The sequence below is a fragment of the Pseudoalteromonas sp. 2CM28B genome (assembly GCF_023161935.1).
The window spans coordinates 94,455-119,091 of sequence record NZ_JALNTH010000008.1 but is presented as its reverse complement, the minus strand read 5'-3'; the positions used below and the strand labels follow the sequence as shown (position 1 = coordinate 119,091).

Annotated in this window: 25 protein-coding genes; 8 read left to right on the top strand and 17 right to left on the bottom strand. The window is 39.7% G+C overall.

Translation table 11 applies throughout. The features are described from left to right. Positions 1-59: 59 nt before the first annotated feature. The 6 genes from MTN96_RS13350 (at position 60) to MTN96_RS13325 (ending at position 7,150) form a co-directional block, all read left to right on the top strand. Positions 60-1,595 (top strand): GGDEF domain-containing protein, encoded by a 1,536-nt coding sequence (locus MTN96_RS13350; protein WP_248531910.1) that lies wholly within the window; start codon positions 60-62, stop codon positions 1,593-1,595. A gap of 79 nt (positions 1,596-1,674) precedes the next feature. After that, the gene (gene ppnN / locus MTN96_RS13345; RefSeq protein ID WP_004586396.1) at positions 1,675-3,018 is read left to right on the top strand and encodes a nucleotide 5'-monophosphate nucleosidase PpnN; all 1,344 of its coding nucleotides are present in this window, start codon (positions 1,675-1,677) and stop codon (positions 3,016-3,018) included. A gap of 10 nt (positions 3,019-3,028) precedes the next feature. Next, positions 3,029-3,802, top strand: coding sequence for a flap endonuclease Xni (gene xni, locus MTN96_RS13340; protein ID WP_248531909.1), 774 nt, complete (start codon positions 3,029-3,031; stop codon positions 3,800-3,802). A 69-nt stretch (positions 3,803-3,871) separates the two neighbouring features. Then, positions 3,872-4,258: a DUF3192 domain-containing protein gene (locus MTN96_RS13335; protein ID WP_004586398.1), complete on the top strand. Its 387-nt coding sequence runs from the start codon at positions 3,872-3,874 to the stop codon at positions 4,256-4,258. 6 nt (positions 4,259-4,264) lie between these two features. Then, complete coding sequence (locus tag MTN96_RS13330) at positions 4,265-5,953, top strand: hypothetical protein (RefSeq protein ID WP_248531908.1); 1,689 nt, start codon at positions 4,265-4,267, stop codon at positions 5,951-5,953. Between the two features lie 189 nt (positions 5,954-6,142). Further along, a complete protein-coding gene (locus tag MTN96_RS13325; RefSeq protein WP_121638510.1) occupies positions 6,143-7,150 on the top strand; it encodes an isocitrate dehydrogenase in 1,008 nt (335 codons plus the stop codon). 202 nt (positions 7,151-7,352) lie between these two features. On the opposite strand, the gene MTN96_RS37300 is transcribed toward MTN96_RS13325, so the two are convergent. Further along, entirely contained in the window at positions 7,353-9,032 is a 1,680-nt protein-coding gene (locus tag MTN96_RS37300) for a PKD domain-containing protein (protein WP_374275255.1), read from the bottom strand. After that, positions 9,019-10,350 carry an immune inhibitor A domain-containing protein gene (locus MTN96_RS37295; protein WP_374275253.1) on the bottom strand — a complete coding sequence of 444 codons (1,332 nt, stop codon included), beginning with the start codon at positions 10,348-10,350 and terminating at the stop codon, positions 9,019-9,021. The genes MTN96_RS37300 and MTN96_RS37295 overlap by 14 nt, the downstream gene beginning before the upstream one ends. Positions 10,351-10,794: 444 nt before the next feature. Between MTN96_RS37295 and MTN96_RS13315 the strand changes: the two genes are divergently transcribed. Both MTN96_RS13315 and ilvN read left to right on the top strand, forming a co-directional pair. Continuing rightward, the gene (locus tag MTN96_RS13315) at positions 10,795-12,519 is read left to right on the top strand and encodes an acetolactate synthase 3 large subunit (protein WP_054981927.1); all 1,725 of its coding nucleotides are present in this window, start codon (positions 10,795-10,797) and stop codon (positions 12,517-12,519) included. Further along, positions 12,519-13,016 (top strand): acetolactate synthase small subunit, encoded by a 498-nt coding sequence (gene ilvN, locus MTN96_RS13310; protein WP_004586403.1) that lies wholly within the window; start codon positions 12,519-12,521, stop codon positions 13,014-13,016. Before MTN96_RS13315 ends, ilvN begins: the two co-directional genes overlap by 1 nt. A 212-nt stretch (positions 13,017-13,228) precedes the next feature. On the opposite strand, the gene MTN96_RS13305 is transcribed toward ilvN, so the two are convergent. The 15 genes from MTN96_RS13305 to MTN96_RS13235 all read right to left on the bottom strand — a co-directional run bounded on the left by MTN96_RS13305 (position 13,229) and on the right by MTN96_RS13235 (position 24,507). Further along, positions 13,229-13,504 (bottom strand): HU family DNA-binding protein, encoded by a 276-nt coding sequence (locus MTN96_RS13305; protein WP_004586404.1) that lies wholly within the window; start codon positions 13,502-13,504, stop codon positions 13,229-13,231. A gap of 206 nt (positions 13,505-13,710) precedes the next feature. After that, the gene (locus tag MTN96_RS13300) at positions 13,711-14,250 is read right to left on the bottom strand and encodes a DUF3833 domain-containing protein (protein ID WP_024031747.1); all 540 of its coding nucleotides are present in this window, start codon (positions 14,248-14,250) and stop codon (positions 13,711-13,713) included. A 1-nt stretch (position 14,251) separates the two neighbouring features. Further along, positions 14,252-14,725: a chalcone isomerase family protein gene (locus MTN96_RS13295; protein WP_248531955.1), complete on the bottom strand. Its 474-nt coding sequence runs from the start codon at positions 14,723-14,725 to the stop codon at positions 14,252-14,254. A gap of 50 nt (positions 14,726-14,775) precedes the next feature. Continuing rightward, the gene (locus MTN96_RS13290) at positions 14,776-15,288 is read right to left on the bottom strand and encodes a DUF2878 domain-containing protein (protein ID WP_029774497.1); all 513 of its coding nucleotides are present in this window, start codon (positions 15,286-15,288) and stop codon (positions 14,776-14,778) included. Beyond that, positions 15,263-16,525, bottom strand: coding sequence for a cyclopropane-fatty-acyl-phospholipid synthase family protein (locus MTN96_RS13285; RefSeq protein ID WP_004586408.1), 1,263 nt, complete (start codon positions 16,523-16,525; stop codon positions 15,263-15,265). Before MTN96_RS13285 ends, MTN96_RS13290 begins: the two co-directional genes overlap by 26 nt. 53 nt (positions 16,526-16,578) lie before the next feature. Beyond that, entirely contained in the window at positions 16,579-17,316 is a 738-nt protein-coding gene (locus MTN96_RS13280; RefSeq protein ID WP_248531907.1) for a DUF1365 domain-containing protein, read from the bottom strand. Then, positions 17,309-18,565, bottom strand: a complete 1,257-nt coding sequence (locus MTN96_RS13275; RefSeq protein ID WP_248531906.1) for an NAD(P)/FAD-dependent oxidoreductase — start codon at positions 18,563-18,565, stop codon at positions 17,309-17,311. Before MTN96_RS13275 ends, MTN96_RS13280 begins: the two co-directional genes overlap by 8 nt. Continuing rightward, positions 18,562-19,272 (bottom strand): SDR family NAD(P)-dependent oxidoreductase, encoded by a 711-nt coding sequence (locus MTN96_RS13270; RefSeq protein WP_248531905.1) that lies wholly within the window; start codon positions 19,270-19,272, stop codon positions 18,562-18,564. The genes MTN96_RS13275 and MTN96_RS13270 overlap by 4 nt, the downstream gene beginning before the upstream one ends. Continuing rightward, a complete protein-coding gene (locus MTN96_RS13265; RefSeq protein ID WP_248531904.1) occupies positions 19,269-19,703 on the bottom strand; it encodes a nuclear transport factor 2 family protein in 435 nt (144 codons plus the stop codon). Before MTN96_RS13265 ends, MTN96_RS13270 begins: the two co-directional genes overlap by 4 nt. Position 19,704: 1 nt before the next feature. Next, positions 19,705-21,096, bottom strand: a complete 1,392-nt coding sequence (gene phrB, locus MTN96_RS13260; protein WP_248531903.1) for a deoxyribodipyrimidine photo-lyase — start codon at positions 21,094-21,096, stop codon at positions 19,705-19,707. Further along, positions 21,096-22,049 carry a DUF523 and DUF1722 domain-containing protein gene (locus tag MTN96_RS13255; protein ID WP_096042971.1) on the bottom strand — a complete coding sequence of 318 codons (954 nt, stop codon included), beginning with the start codon at positions 22,047-22,049 and terminating at the stop codon, positions 21,096-21,098. The genes phrB and MTN96_RS13255 overlap by 1 nt, the downstream gene beginning before the upstream one ends. 8 nt (positions 22,050-22,057) lie before the next feature. Then, positions 22,058-22,738 (bottom strand): ChrR family anti-sigma-E factor, encoded by a 681-nt coding sequence (locus tag MTN96_RS13250; protein ID WP_248531902.1) that lies wholly within the window; start codon positions 22,736-22,738, stop codon positions 22,058-22,060. After that, entirely contained in the window at positions 22,731-23,354 is a 624-nt protein-coding gene (locus MTN96_RS13245; protein ID WP_004586416.1) for a sigma-70 family RNA polymerase sigma factor, read from the bottom strand. The genes MTN96_RS13250 and MTN96_RS13245 overlap by 8 nt, the downstream gene beginning before the upstream one ends. A 69-nt stretch (positions 23,355-23,423) precedes the next feature. After that, the gene (locus tag MTN96_RS13240) at positions 23,424-24,005 is read right to left on the bottom strand and encodes an LON peptidase substrate-binding domain-containing protein (protein WP_004586417.1); all 582 of its coding nucleotides are present in this window, start codon (positions 24,003-24,005) and stop codon (positions 23,424-23,426) included. A gap of 223 nt (positions 24,006-24,228) precedes the next feature. Further along, complete coding sequence (locus tag MTN96_RS13235; protein ID WP_248531901.1) at positions 24,229-24,507, bottom strand: hypothetical protein; 279 nt, start codon at positions 24,505-24,507, stop codon at positions 24,229-24,231. Positions 24,508-24,637 lie beyond the last annotated feature (130 nt).

Sequence of the window (24,637 nt, the reverse complement as noted above, 5' to 3'; positions counted from 1 at the left end):
TAATATGATTTTGTTGTAAACTGAAGGTAATGTAATTAATACGATGGCGGTATGCTTAGGTGTCTGAAAACTCTAACGCTGTAGATAAAAAGTTAAAGCAAGCAATTGAAGCAAGGGTAGCCATTGAAAATGCGCGTAAGCTCCAAGTTGATACTTTATCAAATCTAACTGCAAAACTGTCTTTAAGCTGTAAAGGGCTTGATATTGAGCTTGATAATAAACTCGCCAAATTTAGAAGTTCGCTAAATAAAGGTGTCGGGTTTGAAATATTATCCCCTTTAATAGATGACATTTTATTATTACTCCAAAACCAAGAGGCGTTACAAACAGCCCATCAGCGAGAGCTGTTTTCGAGCGTACAAACAGCCGGTAAGCTTTTACAAAAAACCAAAGGCTTACCAGATGATACCCGCCGCACCTTAAGACATTTACTCGACCACGAAATTAATAATGTACAGTCTACGCACGACTACATCCCGATATTAAATCAGCTTATTAACTTTTATCACCATGCTTTGCATAGCAAGCTCTCAACCACGGATGAAACAAGCACCAATGCTTCTCCTCGTATGGCTAAAAAGCTGTTAGAGCTTGCAAATGAGCTGGTGTTAGAGGATGAATCGACTGAACAAATTAAACAAATAAAAAATACAATTACCGAAAACGATAATTTAGAAGCCCTGTTGCAAGCTGCTTTAAATATAATAAGCATCGTGGTCAAAAATATCAGTAAAGAGCGCCAATCGGCACAAAGCTTTTTAGTCTCGCTTAACCAAACATTAGAAGAGTTGCACTCATCAATTGTATCTACCAGCCAGCACTCTAAGTCAATGGGGGAAGAGTTCGATACACTAAATAAACGTATTGAAGGAAAAATAAAGCATTTAAACGAGCAAACCCAATCTGCTACGTCTATTTCCTCTTTAAAAGAATTAGTTGATAACGAGCTAAAATCTCTCAGCCAAGACTTTATTGCTAAAGAGCAGCTAGAAAGAAAAGACCGCGAAACGCTGATTGCCAGCTTTGATGAAATTAACGAGCGAATCGGCAGCTTAGAAGGCAAACTAACCAAATATAAAAAACGCCTAAACGAGCAACGCTTTAAAAGTTTACTCGACAGCCTTACAAAACTTCCTAACAGAGCGGCTTTTGATGAACGTTACAATCACGAGCTTCACTTATTTAATGTCCAAGCCTCGGATGTTACCCTAGTGGTTATTGATGTGGATCACTTTAAGTCAATTAATGATAGATTTGGTCATACTGCAGGCGATATAACCTTACAAGTTATTGCAAAGGCGCTGCAAAAATCAGTAAGGCAGTCTGATTTTATAGCCCGCTACGGCGGAGAAGAGTTTGTTTTACTAATGCCTGGGCTTTCGTTGTTGAACGCAGCGCAGCCGCTTGAAAAACTTAGAAAAGTGATTAAAAATATTCCTTTTAAATTTAGAGAAAAAGAAATAGAAATCACCATTTCGTTAGGCGCTACACAATTTAAAAAAGGCGATACACCGCTCAAAGCATTCGACAGAGCAGATGACGCCCTTTATGAAGCAAAGAAAACGGGTCGGGATCGCCTTTGTATGAGTAAATAATGTCATAATTCTCAATTAGTTTGAGTGCTAAAGTAGATGACATGCAGTTTTTACATTTTAAGCAGCAAGGAGAATGCCGATGTTAATACAGTTAAACCCGACTGGGGTTTTAGATTTACTGTCACAATTGGAAGTTGATTTATTAGAGCAATCTTCAGCCAGTGAACGTTATCGACTTTTTAGAAACTGTGCCTTAGCCGTCCTTAACGTAGGCAGCCACACAGACGCAAGTAATGAAATTTACGACAAATACCAAGACTTTGATATTCGTCTAGTCAGTCGCGAGCGCGGCATTAAAATTGAGTTAGAAAACCCTCCCGAAACCGCCTTTGTTGATGGCGAAATAATTACCGGTATTCACGAGCATATTTTTTCGGTGATCCGCGATATTTTATTTATTTGCCAAAAGTACGAAAAAGATCTTAAAGAACAAAAAGCCATTACCCACATGGTATTTGATATGCTTAGAAACGCCGGCGCGCTGCGCGTTAACAGCGAACCAAATATGATTGTGTGTTGGGGTGGACATTCAATTAACGAAATAGAATATAAATACACAAAACAAGTAGGTTACGAGCTTGGCTTACGTGGTTTAAATATATGTACTGGCTGCGGCCCAGGGGCAATGAAAGGCCCGATGAAAGGTGCCACTATTGGCCATGCTAAACAACGTATTAGCGAAAACCGTTATCTTGGTTTGACCGAACCTAGTATAATTGCCGCAGAGCCGCCAAACCCTATTGTAAATGAGCTGGTGATTTTACCCGACATTGAAAAGCGCCTTGAAGCATTTATCAGAACGGCGCATGCAATTATTATATTCCCAGGTGGTGCCGGTACTGCAGAAGAATTACTTTATTTATTAGGTATTTTGCTGCACCCAGATAACGAAAAACAGTGTTTGCCTGTTATTTTAACCGGCCCTAAAGAAAGCGAAGCGTACTTTAGCGAGTTATGTAAGTTTGTAGAGCTGACATTAGGCAAAGAAGCCCTTGATAAGTTTGAAGTAATCATTGATGATCCTGCGCTAGTAGGGCAAAAATTAAAATCAGCTATGGCAAATGTACGTAATTATCGTAAAAGCCAAGGCGATGCCTACTACTTTAACTGGACACTTAAAATCGATAACGATTTTCAGCAACCTTTTGCACCTACGCACGAAAACATGGCAAGTTTAGATTTGCACCTAGAACAGCCCAAGCAGCAATTAGCGGCTAACCTACGTAGAGCGTTTTCGGGGATTGTTGCTGGCAATGTCAAAGATGAAGGCCTGCGCGCTATAAAAGCACATGGACCCTATGTGTTAAGTGGTGAGCCTGATTTAATGAAAGATATGGATAAACTATTACAAGCCTTTGTAGACCAAGGTCGTATGAAGTTACCCGGTAGTAAGTATATCCCTTGTTATGAAATAAAAGCATGAGTTTGACTATTTGAAACCCCATTTACTTTTAATTGATGCGCTTAATTTAATTAGGCGCATTTACGCAGTTGACGCTAACCAAACACACCATAGTGAAGAGCAGATGCTAAAGGCCAGTTGCGCGCGCGTAGCACATGCTTGCAAAAAGCTTTTACAGTCAACAAATGCCACTCACGCTATAGCTGTTTTTGATGGCGACAAAAGCTGGCGCTACCACTTTTATAAGCAATATAAACACTCTAGGGCCCCCATGCCCGACACGCTTAAAAATGCGCTGCACAACTTTAAAGAAGCTATAGAGCAAACGGGTATCGTTGTATTTGAACCGCTTAACGATGAAGCCGACGATATCATAGCCACCTTAGCCGACAAAGCTGCAAAAAATAAGATAATCAGTACCATTGTTTCTACCGATAAGGGTTTTTTACCTTTTTTGAACGACTATATTTGTGTGTACGATTATTTTAAAAAGAGCTACCTAGATTGCGACAGCATTGAGCAGCGCTTTGGTATTGAGCAAAGTAAACTTATTGATTTTTGGGCCTTAGCGGGCGATAAAACTAACGATGTACCCGGCGTTAAAGGCATAGGGACTAAATCGGCTCAGCTTATTGTAAATACCTACGAAAGCATAGATAGCGCCATAGAAGATGATGCCCTATCAAGCAGTATTCAAAAAAAGCTAGTTGAGCAAAAAGACATGTATGTTATTTCTAAACAATTAGTCACTTTACGAACAGATATACAGCTAGGTTTTAGTTTAAAGCAGTTAAGGTTGCATTAGTCGCATGTTGATAGCACTGTTTAAGCGCACAACATATACTCACTTTATTGTTGCGAGTGTGAGTTAAAAATGATTAAAAAGTTTATAAGATACTTAATATTAGGGTTAGGCTTGTATGCACTCATTGCGACTTTAGTGATCACCTTTTATAAAGATGACCCGCAAGCAATGATTTGGCAAGACCGTGAGGCTTTTAACGAGCGCTACATAAGAAAGCTGTCTATTGATGAGGCGGTTACCTTAAACAGTGTACTCGATTATTTAGGAAGCCCCGATTTAACCTATGCCAAACGTAATAAAGACCAAGTATGGCAGATTGTTTTTTACCGTACTCAGCACCAAACTTCAGATGGCATAACTACGATGGATGAATGCACCGGCTTATTATTTAAAAATGGTGAGTTATTTTTATGGGGCCCCAGCGCCTATACAACTTATCAGGAAAAGATCAGGTGATGGCCAATGGATGAGCCTATTTCAAAACAGTTAGTGCGGTTACTGCATAACACACATCAAATACTAACAATTTATAGTGACAAAACACAGTGGCAACATCTTTATCCGCTTGTTGTACAAACAGCCCAGCACTATCGCGTTTTGTATCAGCAACACCCGCACGCTTTACAAGCGCGTTTAAGCTTGTACACCAGCCACTACGACTTTGCTACAAACCTCGTTATTAACCAATGTGTTATTAGCACCGCACTGTGCGCTAGCCAGCAATTTGATGACGAACTAACCGAGCTTTATATTGGTGTTGCATTGGTAGAACATTGCTGCGTTGTAGCGCAGCATAATAAAATTGCGCAGCAGCAAATGCTTACACTCAGCGATAAAAAAATATGGCGTTTTCGCCATCAGCTAGCAGCAAAAGTGTTGCTCAGTGCACAGCACCCTACTCAAAATAGCGTGCGTATGTTGGCTAAACTAAATAAGTATAAGCAAGCGTTACTAAGTACTAGCGACATAATGCTATATGACAATGCCATAACCTTGTGTGCATTAAGTAATATTATAGCGATGAACATCACCTATACATCGAAAAAGAACCCATTGAATTTTTACAAAGCTTTGGGTGAAGTGTATGTCAAAACAGCTAACCCATTTGCGCAAAGGTTAATTAAGGATTTAATAGCGCATATAGGCCCACACCTACCAGGCAGTAAAATAGTTTACAGCGACCAAGCAATGGTTTATCTAGCAAGTGATGAGGCTAATAAGCATATACTTATTAATGCCAATAATGAGAAAAAACTGGCGTGGTACAAGGTTAAAACCTCACTTAAAGATCAACCAATGCAATGGCTATGTACTGATAAACGGGTATTATTTTTAGCCTGGAACAATGAGCACCTGGTACGTAAAGCCCCGGTGCAGATGAGTTCAAAGGCCGAGTTAATAGCATTAGTAAGTCATATAAAAGTAGCGCATGAATACAGTTTTAAAGGCTTAGATAAGTTACTGGCCCCTTTTAGTGAAATAACACAGAAGCTCTGCCAAGCAGTCAGGCCCTATAACAATCAGCACCAAGCCGCCAAAGACTTACGCCATAGCTTGTCGATGGTCGGCTACGATAATGCACCGGCGATTATTCAGCGGGTTATATTTGAGCAATTAGTGGATACATCACATCATCCGCACAAACACATCGTACTGAATAAACTTAATAGCTTTATTAGTATTTTAGCTTTAATGGTAAGTAATAACCCAAAACAGCAATTCGAACATATAGCCTTGCCCATCTATGGTTACGTACATTATTTATTAACCCATTGCAGTGCACAGCTCTGTGCAAAAGTAACCATAAGTAGCGTGCCTAACCAAACTTATAGTGCCCCATTAGCAGCCTTTTTTGGGGTGGAAACGATTAATAATGAACATTTAAATACAGAATTAACACAACTACTGAGTGATAATCCATGGACCAAGCCCCTACTCGATGCTGAACAACAACCTAAAAAAGAGCTAAACGAGCAGCACAAATTATGGATTAGTTTAAAGGTCGTGGCGCAAACTATTTTTAAACCCGCTCTGCCTTTAACGCCTTGGCAAAAACAAACTTTAAATGCGCAGCTAAAAGCACAAGGCTTTAAATCTGAGGATGATTTTTTTGCGCAACTGCAAGGCTTATCGCTATATAACAGCATTTAAGTCACTTATGCTGACTATAAGCACAGGTTATACCCTGTATTTATAGTATAAACTGGCAAAATGGGCGATAAGTTGGTATAAATGCGCCCTCAAAATATATCCACATACGTCACATAAATGACCTAACAAGCAGTTACTATTATTAGTAATAATTTATGTGCGTTTTTTATTCTTTTAAAGGAAAAGTCAATGGCCAAACAAACCATCACAGTGATCAAAGGCGACGGCATCGGTCCGAGCATTATCGACTCAGCACTTGAAATATTAAAAGCCGCAGGTTGCGATTTTGATTATGAATTTGTTGATGCAGGCCTTGCTGCACTAGAAAAAACTGGCGAGCTACTTCCTCAAGAAACAATTGATACAATCGCTAAAAACAAAATCACTCTTAAAGGTCCACTAACGACGCCGGTAGGTGAAGGTTTTACGTCTATTAACGTAACATTACGTAAGCAGTTTGGTTTATACGCAAACGTACGCCCTGTTAAATCATTTGTTGGTACTAAAGCACGTTACGATGATATCGATATCATTACTATTCGTGAAAATACCCAAGGTATGTACTCAGGTGTAGGCCAAGTAGTAAGCGAAGACGGTAACGAAGCAGAAGCTAAATCTATAATTACTCGCGAAGGCGCTGAGAAAATCATCACTTTTGCCTACGAGTTAGCAGTACGTGAAGGCCGTAAAAAAGTAACCGCAGTACACAAAGCAAATATCTTAAAATCTACCTCTGGCTTATTTTTAAAAGTTGCACGTGAAGTTGCTGAGCGTTACCCGCAAATTGAATCAACTGAAATGATTGTTGACGCAACATGTATGAAGCTAGTTATGACACCAGAAGAGTTTGACGTTGTAGTAACAACTAACTTATTTGGCGACATTTTATCTGATCTTTGTGCTGGTTTAGTTGGCGGTTTAGGTATGGCACCAGGTGCAAACATTGGTGAAGATGCTGCTATTTTTGAAGCCGTTCACGGTAGTGCACCAGATATTGCTGGCAAAAACCTAGCAAACCCTACTTCAGTAATTTTAGCGTCTATCCAAATGCTTGAGCACTTAGATATGGGCGACACGGCTGAGCGTATTCGTAGCGCTGTAGCTGATGTAATTAAATCAGGCGATCGCACAACACGTGATTTAGGCGGCAGCCACGGTACAACTGATTTCACTCAATCAGTAATCGACCGTTTATAATTTAACAAGGTTAATCTTGTTTTAAGCCTAAAAGCCAGCATATTGCTGGCTTTTTTGTATTTTAACCTTTGCTGATAACATCACTTGGCATAACTACGCTATTTATTTTAAATAGAGTTTTTAATGCAGCGAGCATCATATTTATACCACTGGTGTTAAGTTATTAGACATTTAAGTCGATTGGTATTACTTCACAAAATCATTAAACTTTATTGCTGGTACGCTGGTAAAATCCACTTATCACTAATAGCACAATTAAATAACCTATTGCCCCACCACTTGATGACGATTCACTTTGCGCTTCTTGTACCGAGACTGTTAGCTCACTACTTATAACTTCATTGGTTTGACTGTCTGTGAGCACAAGTTTTACTGAATAACTACCTGCATCTTGGTAATTATGACTTGGGTTTTGCGTTGTACCTAGTGGGCTGCTATCGCCATAATCCCAGCTATATGTATAATTACCAGATCCACCTAATGGTGAGCTATTAAATTGTACCGCTAAGTTATTTGCCGTATGGCGTGTACTTAATTGCAGCGGTGCATTAACACTCAAAGCATGTTGTTGGCTAACACTTATCCCTTGCGTATCAGTTACTATTAACGCGAGGGTGTAATCTCCAGAGTAGCTAAATTGGTAATCTAGGTTTTCAGTTTGCGATACGGGTTCACCATCTATAAGCCAACTCATGTTGTAAGGTGCTTCTCCGCCAGTTACGATTGCTTGAGCAGATAAAGTCGCACCGTTTAACTGATACGTTAAATTTTCAATTTCTAGCGGTTTTGTGATGGTAATTTGTTTAGTTTGTGTTTGCGTAGTCGTCTCACCCATTGCCGAAAAGGTAACGCTGTATGTGCCGTAATCGGCATAGGTATGTGTAGGACTTAGCTCAGTACTCGATTGCCCATCACCAAAGTCCCATAAAAATGTATCTGTGGGGGTTAACTTTAAACCGGCTACATTAAAGCTAACGGTTGCCTCGTTTACTGTTGTGGTTATTTGTTGTAGCGCATCATAGCTAAGCAAAAGCTCTGCTGTTTCACTTTCAGGGTGTTGGCTGACTATTTCAAAGTTAAACCCTTGGGGAGTAAGCAGCACACCTGATTCAGCCTGCTGCGTAAAGCTGTAATCAAAATGATCATTGAACTCACTAATGGCAGCTAAGTCTTGATCGCCTAAACCTGCACTTTGCTGATATAAACTAAATGCAGCATCGCGTACTTGTATAGGTGTATCTGCAAGTGTGGTGCTACTTGTACCGCGATAAATTGGCTTTTGATCCGCATCAACCACTAAATTAAAACCACCCCCAGGGTGATCAGTTGTGTTGTTGTTATCAAATGCACTATCGCTATACCATAATAAAACTCCCGGTGAATATTGCTCTGCTTGTAAGCCGGCATCCACACCTCTGTGCGCACGTAGCTGTATATAGTAGTGGGCTGGTTTAGCATAAATATAACTGCTCACGCGGCTAAAACCATTTAACGCTAAGTTAGTACTTGGCTGCTCTGCGTTATTTTGCCAAATCACAGTATTGTTGTATGTTATTTTTAAATCATCGGCTACAAAACCATAATACTGTGTGTTTGTATCGGTAATATACTCAATACTTAATGTAATGGTTTGTCCTGCATATTGTGTTAAATCAAACTCATGCATTAAAAAACCATTAGGTTGCTGCGCATCTGCATGTAAAAACGAATCACCAGTTATATACGGGCCTATATCGCCATAATAAGGATTTGTCTCGATTGTATAATTACCAGCTAAAGGAGTTTGATTTACCTTTACTTGTACAAGGTCATAGTCACGCTCAATACTGTAGTAAGCTAAAAAGCTAAGAGTCAGTGGTGTAGCCGCCTCAGGTAAGGTCACGGTTTGTGAGAGCGTGTGTTAGATTGTTACCTGTACCAGAGTAAAATTGAAAATCACCTTCAACCGGGGTTTTAAATTTTTCTAGCTGCTGCGCAAGTGTCACTTTAATTTGGCTTTGCTGCTGAGAAAGTGAGCTAGTATAAACTAGCGACTGCTGAGGCTGGCTGTTCACTTCCTCCATGGTTAAATTAAGCTGGTTCACCCAATTGCCTTGGTATCTGTTTTGTAAATACTCAAGCGCCTGTGCACTAAACATAACGGGCTGTGAACCCCTAGGCCCACCAGCCCAGCTACCAGTAGACATTATTGACCAAGACGATACAGGCTCACCCACGGTATTTGACTGTAAGTCGTACTCATCTGCTAAACCTAAGTCGTGACCAAATTCATGCGCAACGACACCTATGCTGGCATCTATTGGGTTTATCGTATAACCCGATAACTTAACGCTACTACCCGCAATACTGACAGGTTCACTGTTTTCATCAAATACGTAGTAGCGGTGAGACCAAATTGCATCAACGCCTAAATAGCCTCCACCGGATTCTTCACCAATACTGGAATGAAAAACCATAACATGGTCGATAATGCCGTTTGGCTCGTTGATAATGCCATCGCCGTCAATATCATCTAAATCTGTTAAATCATATTGCGTTAAATCAATATCAAATTGTGCAGTGGCTTTTTCGACTGCTTCTTGTATCAGTGCGGGGGCATTTATATCGCGCGTGTTGCCTACGCGCTCACCATAGGTTTTTGCATTACTATCTGCCCTAACCCACCCATATACTTGCCCGCTAAAAGTTAAGCTAGCACCTGATGCGTCGTAATAATAATCGTATACGCTGCTAAGTGTTTCATTATTAGGGCCAATAAACCCACCCTCATTAAAAAGCAATTGTTGGTAATGCTCTTTTGTATAATTTTCGTAATACATATCGGTATCATCATCAACTAGCTGATTGTCATCGTGCTTTAAATCAGGAAAATCAATTAAAATAGCCAGTACTTTAACCTCATTTAGCGCGTTGCTAGGGCTAGCCGCACTTGCATATTGCAGCTGCTTATCGGCTTGCTTAGCGGTTAAGCGGGCTTTCATAGTAGAAACAGATTTTAACTGCGAAGGGTTAAGCCGTGCAGTATTCGCTAAGTAGCTTTCAACCGTTGGCTTGTTAGTGGTTTGTTGGGTATCAGCGCGTTTATTTAACCAATACTCTATTCTTTGTTTGTTGATAATACCTGGGTCATGCGCGCTGGTATTTGCTGCGTTAAGATTTAGGCTGCAAAGAAATAAGCCAAGCCATATTATTTTTTTCACTGTATCTTCCCCAGATAAATTATTGCTCTATCATACCTAATATATGCATTAAGCACAGCGCTCAAATCACCTATTTACCCATTATGGCTACTCGGTAAAATTAGCATAATTTCTTCATATTTTTTATATAACTACAAATAGCGTGCAACTTTTTAGTATGAAAACAAATCAATTTGAAATTTTAATCCAAAACAGTCCTTTCGAGGTTGACATAAGCACGTAAAACCCTTAAAAATAACCCCATATAGAATTTTTAATCTAAAGCAGCATTTTGCTTTTTATAAAGTGACAATTATGAAAAAACAACTTCACCTTTTAATCGTACTCGTAGTGGTCTTAGTGATAAGCCCAGCGGGGATGTATTAAAAAGTGAAATTGCTTTTTAAAAACCCTCGCACTACGCGGGGGTTTTTTTATGCATAAACAGCGCACAGAGGAATGAGGATGAGCAAACAAGAATATAATGGTTCTGAACTAGTTGTTCAGGCATTAAAAGAGTTGAAGGTTAAGTATATATTTGGCTACCCAGGTGGGTCGGTTTTGGATTTATACGATGCACTTTTTCAACAAGAAGATATTGAACATATTTTAGTACGTCACGAACAAGCCGCAACCCATATGGCTGACGGTTATGCCCGAGCTACTGGCGAAGTTGGTGTTGTACTTGCTACCTCAGGCCCTGGCGCAACTAACTGTATTACAGGTATTGCTACCGCTTATATGGACTCAATTCCGATGGTGGTATTATCGGGGCAAGTACCTACTAGCTTAATTGGTGACGATGCATTCCAAGAAACTGACATTGTTGGCTGTTCTCGCCCGGTTGTAAAACATAGTTTTAACTGCAGAAGCGCTGAAGAAATTCCGGCTATTTTGGCAAAAGCGTTTTATATTGCAAGTACTGGCCGCCCAGGACCCGTTGTTGTTGAGCTACCAAAAGATATGCTTAACCCTGCTATTAAGTTTGAGTACAACTTCCCTAAAACAACAGAGCTTAGAACCTACAGCCCAAATACAAAGGGCCACTCTAAACAAATTCGCAAAGCAGTTACCGCAATTTTAGAAGCTAAAAAACTGGTTATATACTCAGGCGGCGGTATTATTTTATCTAACACCTCTGAGCAATTAACCCGCTTAGTTGAATCGCTAAATGCACCTATCACTAATACATTAATGGGCTTAGGCGGTATTTCGGGTATTCACCCAAATTACGTGGGTATGCTGGGTATGCACGGCACGCTTGAAGCCAATAAAGCCATGGCAAATGCCGATGTCATTTTAGCACTGGGAGCGCGTTTTGATGATCGTGTAACCAATAATGTTAAAAAGTTTTGCCCTAATGCAACCATCGTTCACGTTGATGTAGACCCGACCTCTATTTCTAAAACGATTAAAGCACATATTCCGGTTGTGGGCTGTTTAGCCACTGTAATGGAGCAACTGCAAGCTGGCATAGATAAAAGTAGCATTCAAATTGATCGCAGTGCACAAGAGGATTGGTGGCGACAAATTATTAGCTGGCGCGAGCAAAAGTGCCTAAGCTACAACACCGATGGCGACAAAATAAAGCCTCAAGCTGTTATAGAAGCAGTGTATAAAGCCACTAATGGTGACGCATATGTAAGCTCTGATGTGGGTCAGCACCAAATGTTTGCAGCGCAATATTATCCATTTAAAAACCCTCGCCAATGGATCAATTCAGGGGGCTTAGGCACCATGGGCTTTGGCTTACCAGCAGCTATGGGTGTTAAGCTTGCCTTTCCTGATAAAGAGTCAGTGTGTGTAACCGGCGATGGCTCAATCCAAATGAATATTCAAGAGCTATCAACATGCTTACAGTACAACTTGGCTGTAAAAGTGGTTTCGCTAAATAACCGCTCATTAGGCATGGTACGCCAATGGCAAGATATGATTTACGGCGGTCGCCATTCATCTTCATATATGGACTCATTACCTGACTTTGTAAAACTTGTTGAAAGCTATGGCCATGTAGGCATAAAGGTAGATACTTTAGATGAGCTACAACCTGCTATAGATAAAGCCATGAGCATTAACGACCGTTTAGTATTTTTAGATATTAACGTTGATGAAAAAGAACATGTATACCCAATGCAAATTAAACTAGGCGGCATTGATGAGATGTGGTTACGTAAAGGAGTAAAAGCATAATGCGTCGTATATTATCTATTTTATTAGAAAACGAACCGGGAGCCTTATCTCGCATTGTTGGGCTTTTTTCACAGCGCGCCTACAACATAGATAGCTTAACAGTGGGTACAACTGATGATGAGTCACTGTCACGTATCACCATTACCACTATGGGTGATGATAGAATCGTTGAGCAAATTACTAAACAAGTTAATAAATTAGTTGATGTACTTAAGATTATTGATTTGACTGAAATGAGTCACATCGAACGTGAATTATTACTTGTTAAAGTATTTGCCCAAGACGAAACCACACGTGCAGCTGTTACACGCGTTGTAGATGTGTTCCAAGGTGCTATTTTAGATATGGGTCGCCAAAGCTACAGCTTACAACTGGTAAGCAGCACAGACAAAATAGAATCGTTTTTAGACACCCTACGCCATGAAACCGACATTATTGAAGTGGTGCGCTCTGGTGCTGTAGGGATCGGCCGTGGTGATAAAGCATTAAAAGCGTAATTAATTAAAGCTTAAACGTTAAGCGTTTTATATTAAATCCCTGCTAAGTAATTAGCAGGGATTTTTTATGTTAAGCCTTGCCTTACAACGCTCTGCATTAATACCTAATTAGGCATGTGGGAATAAGCTTAACTTAGGTAAGCTCGCTACTTTAATACAGGCAAAAAAAAGAGCTAAATAGCTCTTTTTTAAAAAAATCTGTAAAGCGCCAATTAAGGGTTTACTTGGTCTTTAAGACCTTTACCTGCTTTAAAGCTTGGGATAGTTGCCGCTGCGATTTGGATCTCAGCACCCGTTTGTGGGTTACGGCCAGTACGTGCTGCACGTTCTTTAACTGAGAAAGTACCAAAACCTACTAATGCAACTGAATTACCTTCTTTTAAAGAAGAAGTTACAGCGCCAGTAAACGCGTCAAGTGCACGTGTAGCAGCAGCTTTAGAGATTTCTGCATCAGTAGCGATTTTTTCAACTAATTGAGCTTTATTCATTGTTAGATTCCTATTCGTTATTATTTTGCCTTCGCAAAACCTATCTTTATGCATTTTTAAGGAGTTAGCAACAGCAAATTGCATTTTTTGCTTAAATACTTCGAAAATGCGTAAAATTTTAATAATTCTCGGTAAAATACAGCGTGTTGGGTTAACTAAAACTTAATTTAAGTACACAAAAGGCACACTTTAAATAACACACTGCTCTATATTTTTTCGATAACTAAGGTCACTTCCCCAACCTCGACACCAAACTTAACAATAGACGTTCGGTTTATCAAGCGCGATTGTGTAACCAGGTACATCCAATCATCAAAATTTACCTCAAGCGTACTGCCGTCGTAGGGTAAGGCTACATTGTAGTTCCAATGAAACACACTGCCTGCGCTTTTACCGGTTGCAATGCCAAGCACATCATCAGCACGTCCCACTAAGCTATTATCGTCATTAAGGGTGACATACCAAATACGCTTTTGTGTTTCACCATCGTCATACACAAAGTCTTCCTCTATAACTCCCTCGTTCCCTTCCCAGCGCGCATTCATAGTGACAACAAGTTTACGTGTGAGTTCGCCTTTATAATCTTGCACAACGCCGTATGCTTTCAAATCGCCACTAAAAAACGCTTTAAAATCAAATTCTGGGTTGCTGCTATTGTAGTGCTCTACTTTTGGCGCGGAGCAGCTCACTAAAAATAATGCGGCCATTAAAATACATAGCTGTTTAAATTTATTTATATTGCGCATGTTAAATCCCTAATAATTGTTTTCTAAGTGCTGGCTCTGAGGTGTTTGGGCTTAGCCAAATAGCTAAAAACTGATTGGCAAATTGCGAGTCACTAATTTCACCTAACTTTTTATCATTATGATAAAAAGTAGCCTGACCGCTTGGTGATGTTTGTAAACTTAACGACTCGCCTTTTTTAATGTCTGGCCAAAGAGTGAGCAATTTATCAGCATACTTAGCAGATAAGTCACTTTTACCTAAATGCTGCCATTGCTCTTTAGTGGCTTTAACAATGTCTTTTGCTGCAAAGTCTCGCAAATAGGTGAGCGTAAATTTAACGGGGTGCGCCCCCTGTTTGTAACTCCCTGAGCGGGTATATAACGTTGCATCGTAAACATCCCAAAATAAATATTCCATGCGCGCCTCGCCCACTTTTATAAAGTCAGTTTGCTCTTCGCTAAAGCTCAATGGGGTAAAAAAAGTAGCCATAATCATTGCGGCCGTTATTACACATATTTTTGCGGTGATATTCATACAAGCTCCTGTTATTGCTTGCTAAAATTTATAATCGCTTTAATTTTTTGGTTAATAATAAGAATTAATGTAAAGGCAGCAGCCCACAGTGCGCCGTACAGAAGCCAAAACATCCACACAGGTGAATAAATACTAAGCACGCCAAATTGAGCGCCTGAATAATAACTAATTGGCGCAAAGGCTAAGCACACTAAATAGGCTTGCCAAAGTTTTAGATTAGTAATAAACGCCATTGATGTGTTTAAGCAAAGCAATAATGCTGCCCATAGCAAGGCTAACCAAAGCGGAAAAGGGGATACTTTAAATTCCAAAAGGTTTAGCTGCACAGCAAGGTATTCACATAACAGCGCAATTGGTAAAGCTTTTACTAAAAGCAACGCGTCGAGCTTATGCTGCTTTGATAAAACAAACATAAGCACAACAATACCAGAGGTGTATAAAACAGATTGAGCTTCTAAAAACAGTGATAAAAACCACACTGTTTGAAAAAGCACAAAATTAATAATTAAGGGCAATTTCGTCATTTTGACTAGTAAAACGTGGTTTACGCGCCGTTAAATGAACGGTGCTGGTTGCTCGCGTTCTAAAAGCGCCTTCGCAGTAAGCAAAGTAAAATAACCATAATCTGTAAAAACGCTCATCAAACTTGTCACTGTCAAGGGTGTGCCAGTTATCAATAAAGCGTGTGCGCCAATCGGCTAGTGTTCTAGCATAATGCGCGCCTATGTCGCTTACAGTATGAATAACCATATCGGTATTGTTTTTAATTTGCTCGCTCATCTCATTAATTGAAGGCAAACAACCACCGGGGAAAATATACTGCTGAATAAAGTCAGAGTTTTTTAAATAATGTTGATAACGTTGATCGCCAATAGTGATCGCTTGGATAAGCATTGCACCGTCTTCTTTAAGCAAGCTATTACATTGCTTAAAAAAGCTTGGTAGGTATTCATGCCCTACTGCTTCTATCATCTCTATTGATACAAGCTTGTCGTATTGACCTTCTAATAAACGGTAATCAAGCTTGAGCAAAGTTATATTATTTTCAAGTCCTAACTGTTTAACCTTGTTTTCCACATAGGCATATTGCTCATCAGAAATCGTTGTTGTGGTCACATGGCAGTTGTAATGTGTGGCCGCGTAAATCGCAAACGCCCCCCAGCCTGTGCCAATTTCAATAACTGAATCGCCTTCGTTTATCTCTACCTGCTCACAAATTTGTTTAAGCTTGTTTTGTTGAGCGTCCTCAAGAGAAGCGTCTTTTGATGGATAAACAGCGCAGGAGTAAAGCATTTCCTCGCTTAAAAATGACTCGTATAAATCGTTACCTAAATCATAATGTGCAACGATATTCTTTTTCGACCCAGATTCTGAGTTGCTGTTTTTAAGATGGTTAAAACGGTGGGCTAGGCCACTAAAAAACGAGAATTTTTTTTCAAAAGCATCTAGTTGTTTTTGGTTTATGGCAAAAATTTCGATGAGTTTGGTCAAGTTATCACATGACCATTGCCCAAGAATATAAGACTCACCAGCACCCACACTGCCAGATAGCGCAAATGCTTTGTACATGGCAGTGTCGTTAACGGTAATCGTGGTTTTTAAGTCTGAATGTTGTTGACCGAATACTGTTGAGCGACTGTTTTCAACTAACACTATTTGGCCTGTTTCAATACTTGCAAAGGCTTTGGTGACTAGCTTTTTATATAAGTTTGTAAACCAACCTGTTTGCTCTTGGCAGTTTATACTCGAGACTTTTTCCATCTTAAACCCTTTATAATTGTATCGCTACCCGCAACTAAGCTTGTTTAACTATACTAAGGTTTTCCTGAATGACCTAAAAAAGGAACCCTTTTAATAAACAGCTTAAGTGCTTGCACATAAATACCTTTGAAAATAGACAAAGTCATCGCAGGAAATTTTTTTAATAATTTATTAATTTCTTGCTTCGTTAACTGACTTCGCTTTAATCGTAAAGACGCGTCGAATAACAACTCATCCCCACGTTTATTTTCTATATGAATTAATGTGTTATCGGCTGTATGTTGTACCTGCCAATGGTAGTCCATATCTAAATTCATAAAGGGTGATACGGAGAAAGCCTTCTTAAAGTTCACTTTTTTTTGTAAGGGCACCAAATAATAATGGCGCTCATTCCACGGCGTATTGCTTACCTCAGCAACAATATATTTAAAGTTATCGGTGCTATTACCGTAAAAGTAAAAATTTACAGGGCTAAAATAAATGCCCATACACCTAAGCTGGCCAAGCATATAAATATGCGAAAACGTTTCTTTAACACCTAGTTTTTCTATTTGGCACTGTGCACGTTCAATAATACTTAATGGCTCTGAGTTTGGCAGTGTGTTTAAATAATCGGCTTGATTAAAACGCAGTGCTTTAAACCCAAAAGTACCTAACATAGGGTGAATGTTATTAAGCAATAACGGATTTTTTAAATCTACCCACATCATATAAAGCGGGTATTTAAACTGATGGTTTTTTACCGCAAAGCGCCGATGCCTTACATCGCCTAAGTATACAGCGCTATTCAAATTCAACACCTAATTGCTTAGCCACATCTACCCCACTGCGAACACCATCTTCATGAAAACCGTTATACCAATAAGCACCACAAAAATAGCTATTATTTTGGCCATCAACAGTGTGCTTGAGTCTTTGTGCGGCAATGGATGCTTCGTTAAAAACAGGGTGATGATAAGTAAACTCACGTAATATATTTGCTTTGTTAATCCCTTCTAAGTGATTAAGGGTTACACAAAATTGTGTATCTGAGTCTATACCTTGCAGTATATTCATTTGGTATGTAACAACCGCTGCTTTGTCGGTGTTTTCGTTTAGTAAGTAATTCCAGCTAGCCCAGGCGGCTTTTCTATCTGGCAGTAAACTGGTATCTGTATGCAGTACTACCGAGTTTTCGGTATAAGGGATTGCACCTAATACAGCCTGTTCTTGCTCAGTCGCATCACCAAGTAATGCAAGGGCTTGATCTGAGTGACACGCAAATACCACTTTATCAAATTCAGCTTGTTCGCCATTTTCAAGGGTAATAATTACTTTATTATCTACACGTGTAACCGTCTCAATGTCGGTATTTAGTTTTATCCGCTCTGCAAAACCTTTAATAAGCGGCTTAATGTATTGCTTAGACCCACCAGGGATTACATACCACTGCGGCCTGTTTGTAACATCAAGTAAGCCATGGTTGTAAAAAAAGTTTACAAAAAACTCAACCCCTACATTTTGCATCTCTTTGATGCTGGTTGACCAAATTGCCGCCCCCATAGGTAAAATGTAATGGTATTTAAAAAAGTCATTAAAGCCGTGCGTATCTAATAACTGACCCAGCGTTTGATCTTTAGGGTAGTTTTGCTCGCTGTGCATTGCTTTACATAGTTTATTAAACTTAACTATATCGCTTAATAAGCGCCAAAACTTAGGCCTAAATATATTTCTTTTTTGAGCAAATAAGCTGGTAAAGGTGTGTCCGTTGTATTCAAAACCACTTGCTTGATTATGAACACTAAAGCTCATTTGTGTTTCTTGTCTGTCTACGCCAATGCGCGCGAGTAGTTTTTCAAAGTACGGGTAAGTGCGGTCATTAAATACGATAAAGCCCGTGTCTATTGCGCGTTTAACCCCAGCATCCGATATCTCTACTGTCGCGGTATGACCACCAATGTAATCGTTTTTTTCAAATACGGTAATATCGTAATGCTTGTGCAGTAAATGAGCACAGGTTAAACCCGATACGCCAGAACCTATTATTGCTATTTTTTTCAACGGGCTAATCCTTTTGCTAAACGTAACCAAAGTGGTAACGGTAAAATACGTAATGCTTTTAAAATAAGCGTAAACCGATAAGGAAAATGAACTTCTTTACGGCGTTTATTGATCCCCTTAATCATATAATCGGCGGCCTCTGATGCAGTGACGGCCATAGGCATTGGGAAATCGTTTTTATCAGTAAGGGGGGTTTTAACAAAACCAGGGTGCACTAACGTAACATCAACATCGTTTAAGTCGATTGCTAAGCTTTTCGCTAAATAGCTTACCCCGGCTTTAGATGCGCCATAAGCCTCAGAGCGTGGCAGAGGTAAATACGTAACGCTTGAGCTAACAAGCACAAGTTGTCCGCCCGCACTAATTTTTGGTAATAGTGCCTCTAGGCAGTAGCCCATTGCCAGCAGGTTTACTGAAATAACTCGCTCAAACAAAGCGCTGTCAAAGTTACGGGCATCATCTACATACTCACAGTTACCAGCGTTAAGAATAACCTTATCAAAAGCACTAAAGCCAAGGGTTGCTTGCTTTATGTCTTTGAGGTCTGTGGCATCAAACTGACACGTTTTAATATTGGTGTGTTTTTCAAGCTCAGCTAACTTTTCAAGGTTTCTACCGCAAGCAATTACCGTGTTGCCTTGCTGTGCGTACTTTATTGCAAGCTGCTCGCCAATACCTGAGGTTGCACCTGTAATTAAAATATTCATCGCGACCCTGCTCGTTTATCTATGTAATTTATAACGCCACCTAAAATAGGAATATGCTTGTATAGCATTTCTCCGACATTAAAATAGTCGCGGTGGTTAATAATTTTACCTTCTTTAAAAACCAGCTTACTGTGCCCTTCTACCGATATAGTTTTGCCAGAAGCCAGTTTTGGGTGGGCGTAATGCATAGTCCAATACAAAAATGCTTTGTCATCACACTCGTAGGTGTCACTAATATCAAACTGACAATGCTTAACATTACTATATAGATTAGAAAAATATCGGGTAAGCTCGCTTAGCCCGTGTATTTCGTGCATTGGGTCTTTAAATTTAATTTGCTCGCTGTAAATATCATTAAGCAAATGCAGGTTTGATTTATCGAGTTGTTGATATATTTCTACAAATTTTGCTACCGGTAATGCTGTTTCCATATCACCCCTTAAATGCAGCTATTGCACGCTCGCGAGCTGCTTTATGATCTACGATTGCCGGCCAGTAACATTGCTTATCAGCCCCTATTGACGCTAAATATGCATGAGGAAAATGAATATGTTTATCTGGCACTTTTTCAAGCTCTGGTAAATATTTACGTATAAATTTACCATTAGGATCAAAGCGCTCACTTTGAGTGATAGGATTAAATACGCGAAAATAAGGCTGCGCGTCACAGCCAGTGCTGGCAGCCCACTGCCAACCGCCATTATTAGAGGCTAAATCGCCATCAATAAGGTGCTGCATAAAAAACTGCTCGCCTTCACGCCAATCAATTAATAAATGTTTGGTCAAAAAGCTGGCAACTACCATCCTTAAACGGTTATGCATCCAGCCGGTTTGAACTAACTGTCTCATCGCTGCATCAACGAGTGGGTAACCTGTTTTCCCCTCGCACCAGGCTTTAAACTCAGCCTCGTTTTTACGCCATTTAACGCCATTGTACTTTTCGTTAAAGTTATCACCACGAGAAAGCTTAGGAAATTGCGCAATTAAATGACGATAAAATTCGCGCCAAATAAGCTCGTTTACCCAAGTAAACGTTTTACTTTTAGATGTTGTTAAAATATCTGGGTAGCGGTTTTGAATATTAACCAGTAACTGCTTAGGGCTTATAATACCCAGAGCTAAATAAGGGCTTAAACCCGATGTGCCTTTAACGCTGGGTATATCACGCTGTTCGTCGTAGCTACTTAATTTGTCGCAAATAAAATTATCAACAATGGTTGCTAAGCTTTCATCATCAACTGGCCATTTTTCTGAGCTGCCATCACTTTTAATTGCCTGTGCGTTGTTATTTATCGGCTGTTTTTTTAAAGGCCACGGTAATAAGCTAAAGTGAGTATCTTGGTGTTGTTTAAGCCACTGTTTTTTAAATGGTGTAAACACTTTATACATTTCGTTACTTTGGTTTTTAACACTGCCTACAGGCGCTATTACATCTCCCTCATAGAGGGTAAAAGTAATATTTTTATCATCACACTTTGCAAGTATTTGCGCATCACGATTTACTTCATTTAACTCATACTCTTTATTGGCAATTACATGTTCTACCTGATGTTTATCGCAAAATGATAAAAGCGCACTTTCACAATCGTCAAAGTAAGGGGCGTCAAAAATATGCAGCTCTATTGCGTACTGTGCTAGCTGCTCGCGTATATAATTGAGGCGTCTTTTTAGTAAATCTATTTGAATGGGAGCGGCGTTGTGTTGTTGCCATTGCTTTTCGCAGATAAAAAAAATGGCCTGTTTAGCGCCATTATTTAGCGCTTCAATAAGCGCTTCGTTAGAAAAAAGGCGCAAATCGCGCCTAAACCAAAAAAGTGTATTCATTATATGCCGTAACGTAATTTTAGTTCATTAGGGTAAGGATTAAAAAACACCTGCTTTTCTAGGTATTCATTAGGGTGTACTTTTAGATGATGTTTTAGCAAAGTAAGCGGTACGTACAAAGGCACTAAACCTTGACGGTATTCATCGATGGCATCGCGTAGCTCTTGCTTTTCAACCTTAGATAAGTCTTTTTTAAAGTAGCCCTGCAAGTGCATTAACGTGTTGCAGTTATTCCTGCGTGATGCAGGCTTTTTAAGGCCGTTCATTAACCCAAGAATGTACTCATCTGCTAAAGCGTTAATATCATCACCTTTATAAGTACCAAGTAAATTACCTAAGTCGCGGTAAGCTTGATAATTATGAGCCATTAATAAGTACTTATATTGCGAATGAAACTGGGTAAGCTTATGCACTGTTAGCGGCTCAGAAGCTAATAACTGCCACTGTTTGTAAGCGTACACGCGCATTACAAAGTTTTCGCGTAAATGCATATCGTTTAAGCGGCCGTTTTCTTCACATGGCAATAATGGATTGTGCTTCATTATTTGCTCAGCAAAAAAACCAACGCCTTCGGAGGTATTGCCGGTGCCCGCCTCGTTATAAATTTTAATTCTTTCCATACCGCAGCTTGGGCTTTTCGCACAAAATACAAAACCACTTAGGTTTTTAGCTTGCTCTGTGGCTACTTTTTTACCGTATTCAGTTAGCTTAGGCCCAACATCGCCAGTGCCATCTGGTCGACATACTTTTATTGTATCGCCTACGCGTACTTGGCGTATGGTTGGCCGAGGAATAGGTAACCCTACGGCTACCTCTGGGCAAAAACGCGTGTACTCTACATGTTTTCCAAGCTCGTCCATACAAAAGTTAGACTTTTTATGGCCTGTATCAAAACGTACTTTTTCGCCTGCTAAGCAGGCGCTAATACCTATTTTTATTGTGTCTGTTTGCATAAATTCTCTTAATAAATCAAGTTACCTATAGGATTAAGTAACTTACTGAGCCCTTTATTAAAATGTAGCGCACTACTGACGACTGTAAAGCATAAACAACCATCTTTTGTGAGTGGGGTGTGCTGATGAGATCCATCTTGCCAAATAAAGTCTCCTGGCACGTAACTACCCTCTTCATCACTAAATTCACCATCAAGTAGCAATGTTACTTCAAAACCAGTATGAGTATGCTCGGGGATTTCGCCCCCTGCGCCAATATGTAAAAGGCTTGAGCGCAATGGGCCATCATCAATAGCAACGCGAGAGCGAGCAAGCTTACCCACTTGCGTAAAACGCCCATGCGAAATGCGTGTTAAGGCGCGTGGTAATTCGTAGTTATGCTCATTAACTTGTACGGTTACCGGCTCAACTTCGTAAACTTCATCAATGCTAGCATCGGCGGTTATCAATTCTAGCAGGTCGGCGTCAAAATCTGGCGATTGTAAATCATTGCTTAAATTTAATGTATCAGGGGCGTATGACGCATCGCTAAATACATCCTTTGCATTAGCGGCTTCAAGTTTTGCCACTTTTGCTTGGCAAACTGGGCACATATCAACGTGTATAGATACCGCAACGCTTAACGATGCAGGTAACTGCGCTGAACAATATTGTGCTAGTAAAGATTCACTAGGGTGATGTTTAATCATGCTGATCTCCCATTTCATTACGTAATTTTTGCAAGGCTAAACGCAATCGTGATTTTACCGTGCCTACAGGAATATTTAATTGTTGAGCAAGTTGCTCTTGCGACATATCTTGGAAATAAACGCCTCGTACGACCTCTCGCTGTGCGGTTGGTAGTTTGTCTAGGTAACGTTTAATTTGTTGATCTTCCAAGTGGTCGCTAAATTCAAGTGTTGTATCTTGAGATTCGTTAATAAGTGGCCAAATATCTTCGCTTATATTTTCTTCTTTATTACTTTTCATTTTACGAAGCATATCAAATGAGGCATTACGCATTACGGTATATACCCAAGTCGTCGCAGCCCCTTTATCGCTGTGATACAAATGCGCTTTACGCCACACTGAGGTTAGTGTTTCTTGTACAAGCTCCATTGCTTGTGCCTCAGAGCCAAATTGCTTAATTCCAAAGCGTTTAATTTTTGGCGAAAAGTATTCAAATAAGTAAGCAAACGCTCTTTTGTCTCGCGAAGTAGCTACATCAAGCAGAGCTTGCATAAGCTCTGCACTTGGCGTTTCTGGCATGGCAGTATATTTACCTGTATTAGGTTCACAACGTGGTGAGGGTTGTTGACTTACCATAATAATTAATCCCGTGTATGCTTTTGTATATATCTATACGCCAAGCAATTAAACGCAGATCACATTATTTTAGGCAAATTCATTGTTAATCACAGTATGGAGGAAGTTTAGTAAGTTAGCAAAGTTACTTTCGAACGCAAGTTGCTGTTTTTTATCAATAGATATAGGTAACAGTTCAAGCCAGCGCGCAGCTACCCAGGCTAAATTATCAAACTTGGTTTGCCTATATAAACTAGAAAGCTCTTTATTGTTTAAAAATATGTCCTGCAAAGAATCAGACAAGCGTTGATTATCAGCCGAAATTTCACTGTGGGAGTCATTGTACCAATACGGCGTATTGCAATCGCTTAATAAGCCATGGCGCAATTCACTTTCATCTTGGTATACGTCATTTATTTGCACGCTTTTAGCAGCGTACACATCAATAAGTAGCATATTGCTAGGGTCTTGATCAAAGTCGATAATATCGACCAAACAGCCCTGAGCGCTAATATTAAATGGCGTGTCGTGCTGGTAGGTGCACAGTACAAAACCGACATTATTTTGTAGTGCGGTTTTTACCATGTTTAAATACCTAGGCTCAAATATACGTAAACGCGTATAGCCTTCTGGTAACACAAATATTGGTAATGGGAAAATCGCACGTTTCATAAAGTCTACTTCTTTAAATTACACTGCCTTTATTTACGTGCGCTTTTACTAAGTCGATCAGCTTACTTAAATCGAATTATTTACCTATTAATTAAAAGTTGATCCAACTTCCCATACTTTTTATTACTTGAACCATATAGTAAACACTAATCATGCTTACAACAGGCGCCAACATAAGTGCAAATAATCCTAATTCGTTACTCATCGTCTTATCCTTTTACACTTATTTAGCTTTAACTTGCGTAGTTACCGGCATTGAAGACTGCGTGGTAACGTCAGCTTGTTCTTGCGCTTGATTTACAAATTGCTCAAGTACTGCCTGGGCATCAAAACTAAGGCTCTGCGAAATTGATTGCTCAAGCTCTGCCGTTGCTTGATTAATATAGCTTGTTACGTTTTGCGTTATAATATCAGTTACATCTAGGTCCACTTCACTCGCATGTACTTGCGAAGAACCTAATACTAATAAACTTGCCATAGCGATTTTAAATGAATGTTTCATAATGGTATTCCTTGTTGTGTATATTGTTTAGACGCAATAACATAATCAAGGGTTGTGCCAACAGAAAAATAAAAATTAAATCATTGATATTTAAAGACTATATCAAAAGCCATATAGCAACGCAGCATTC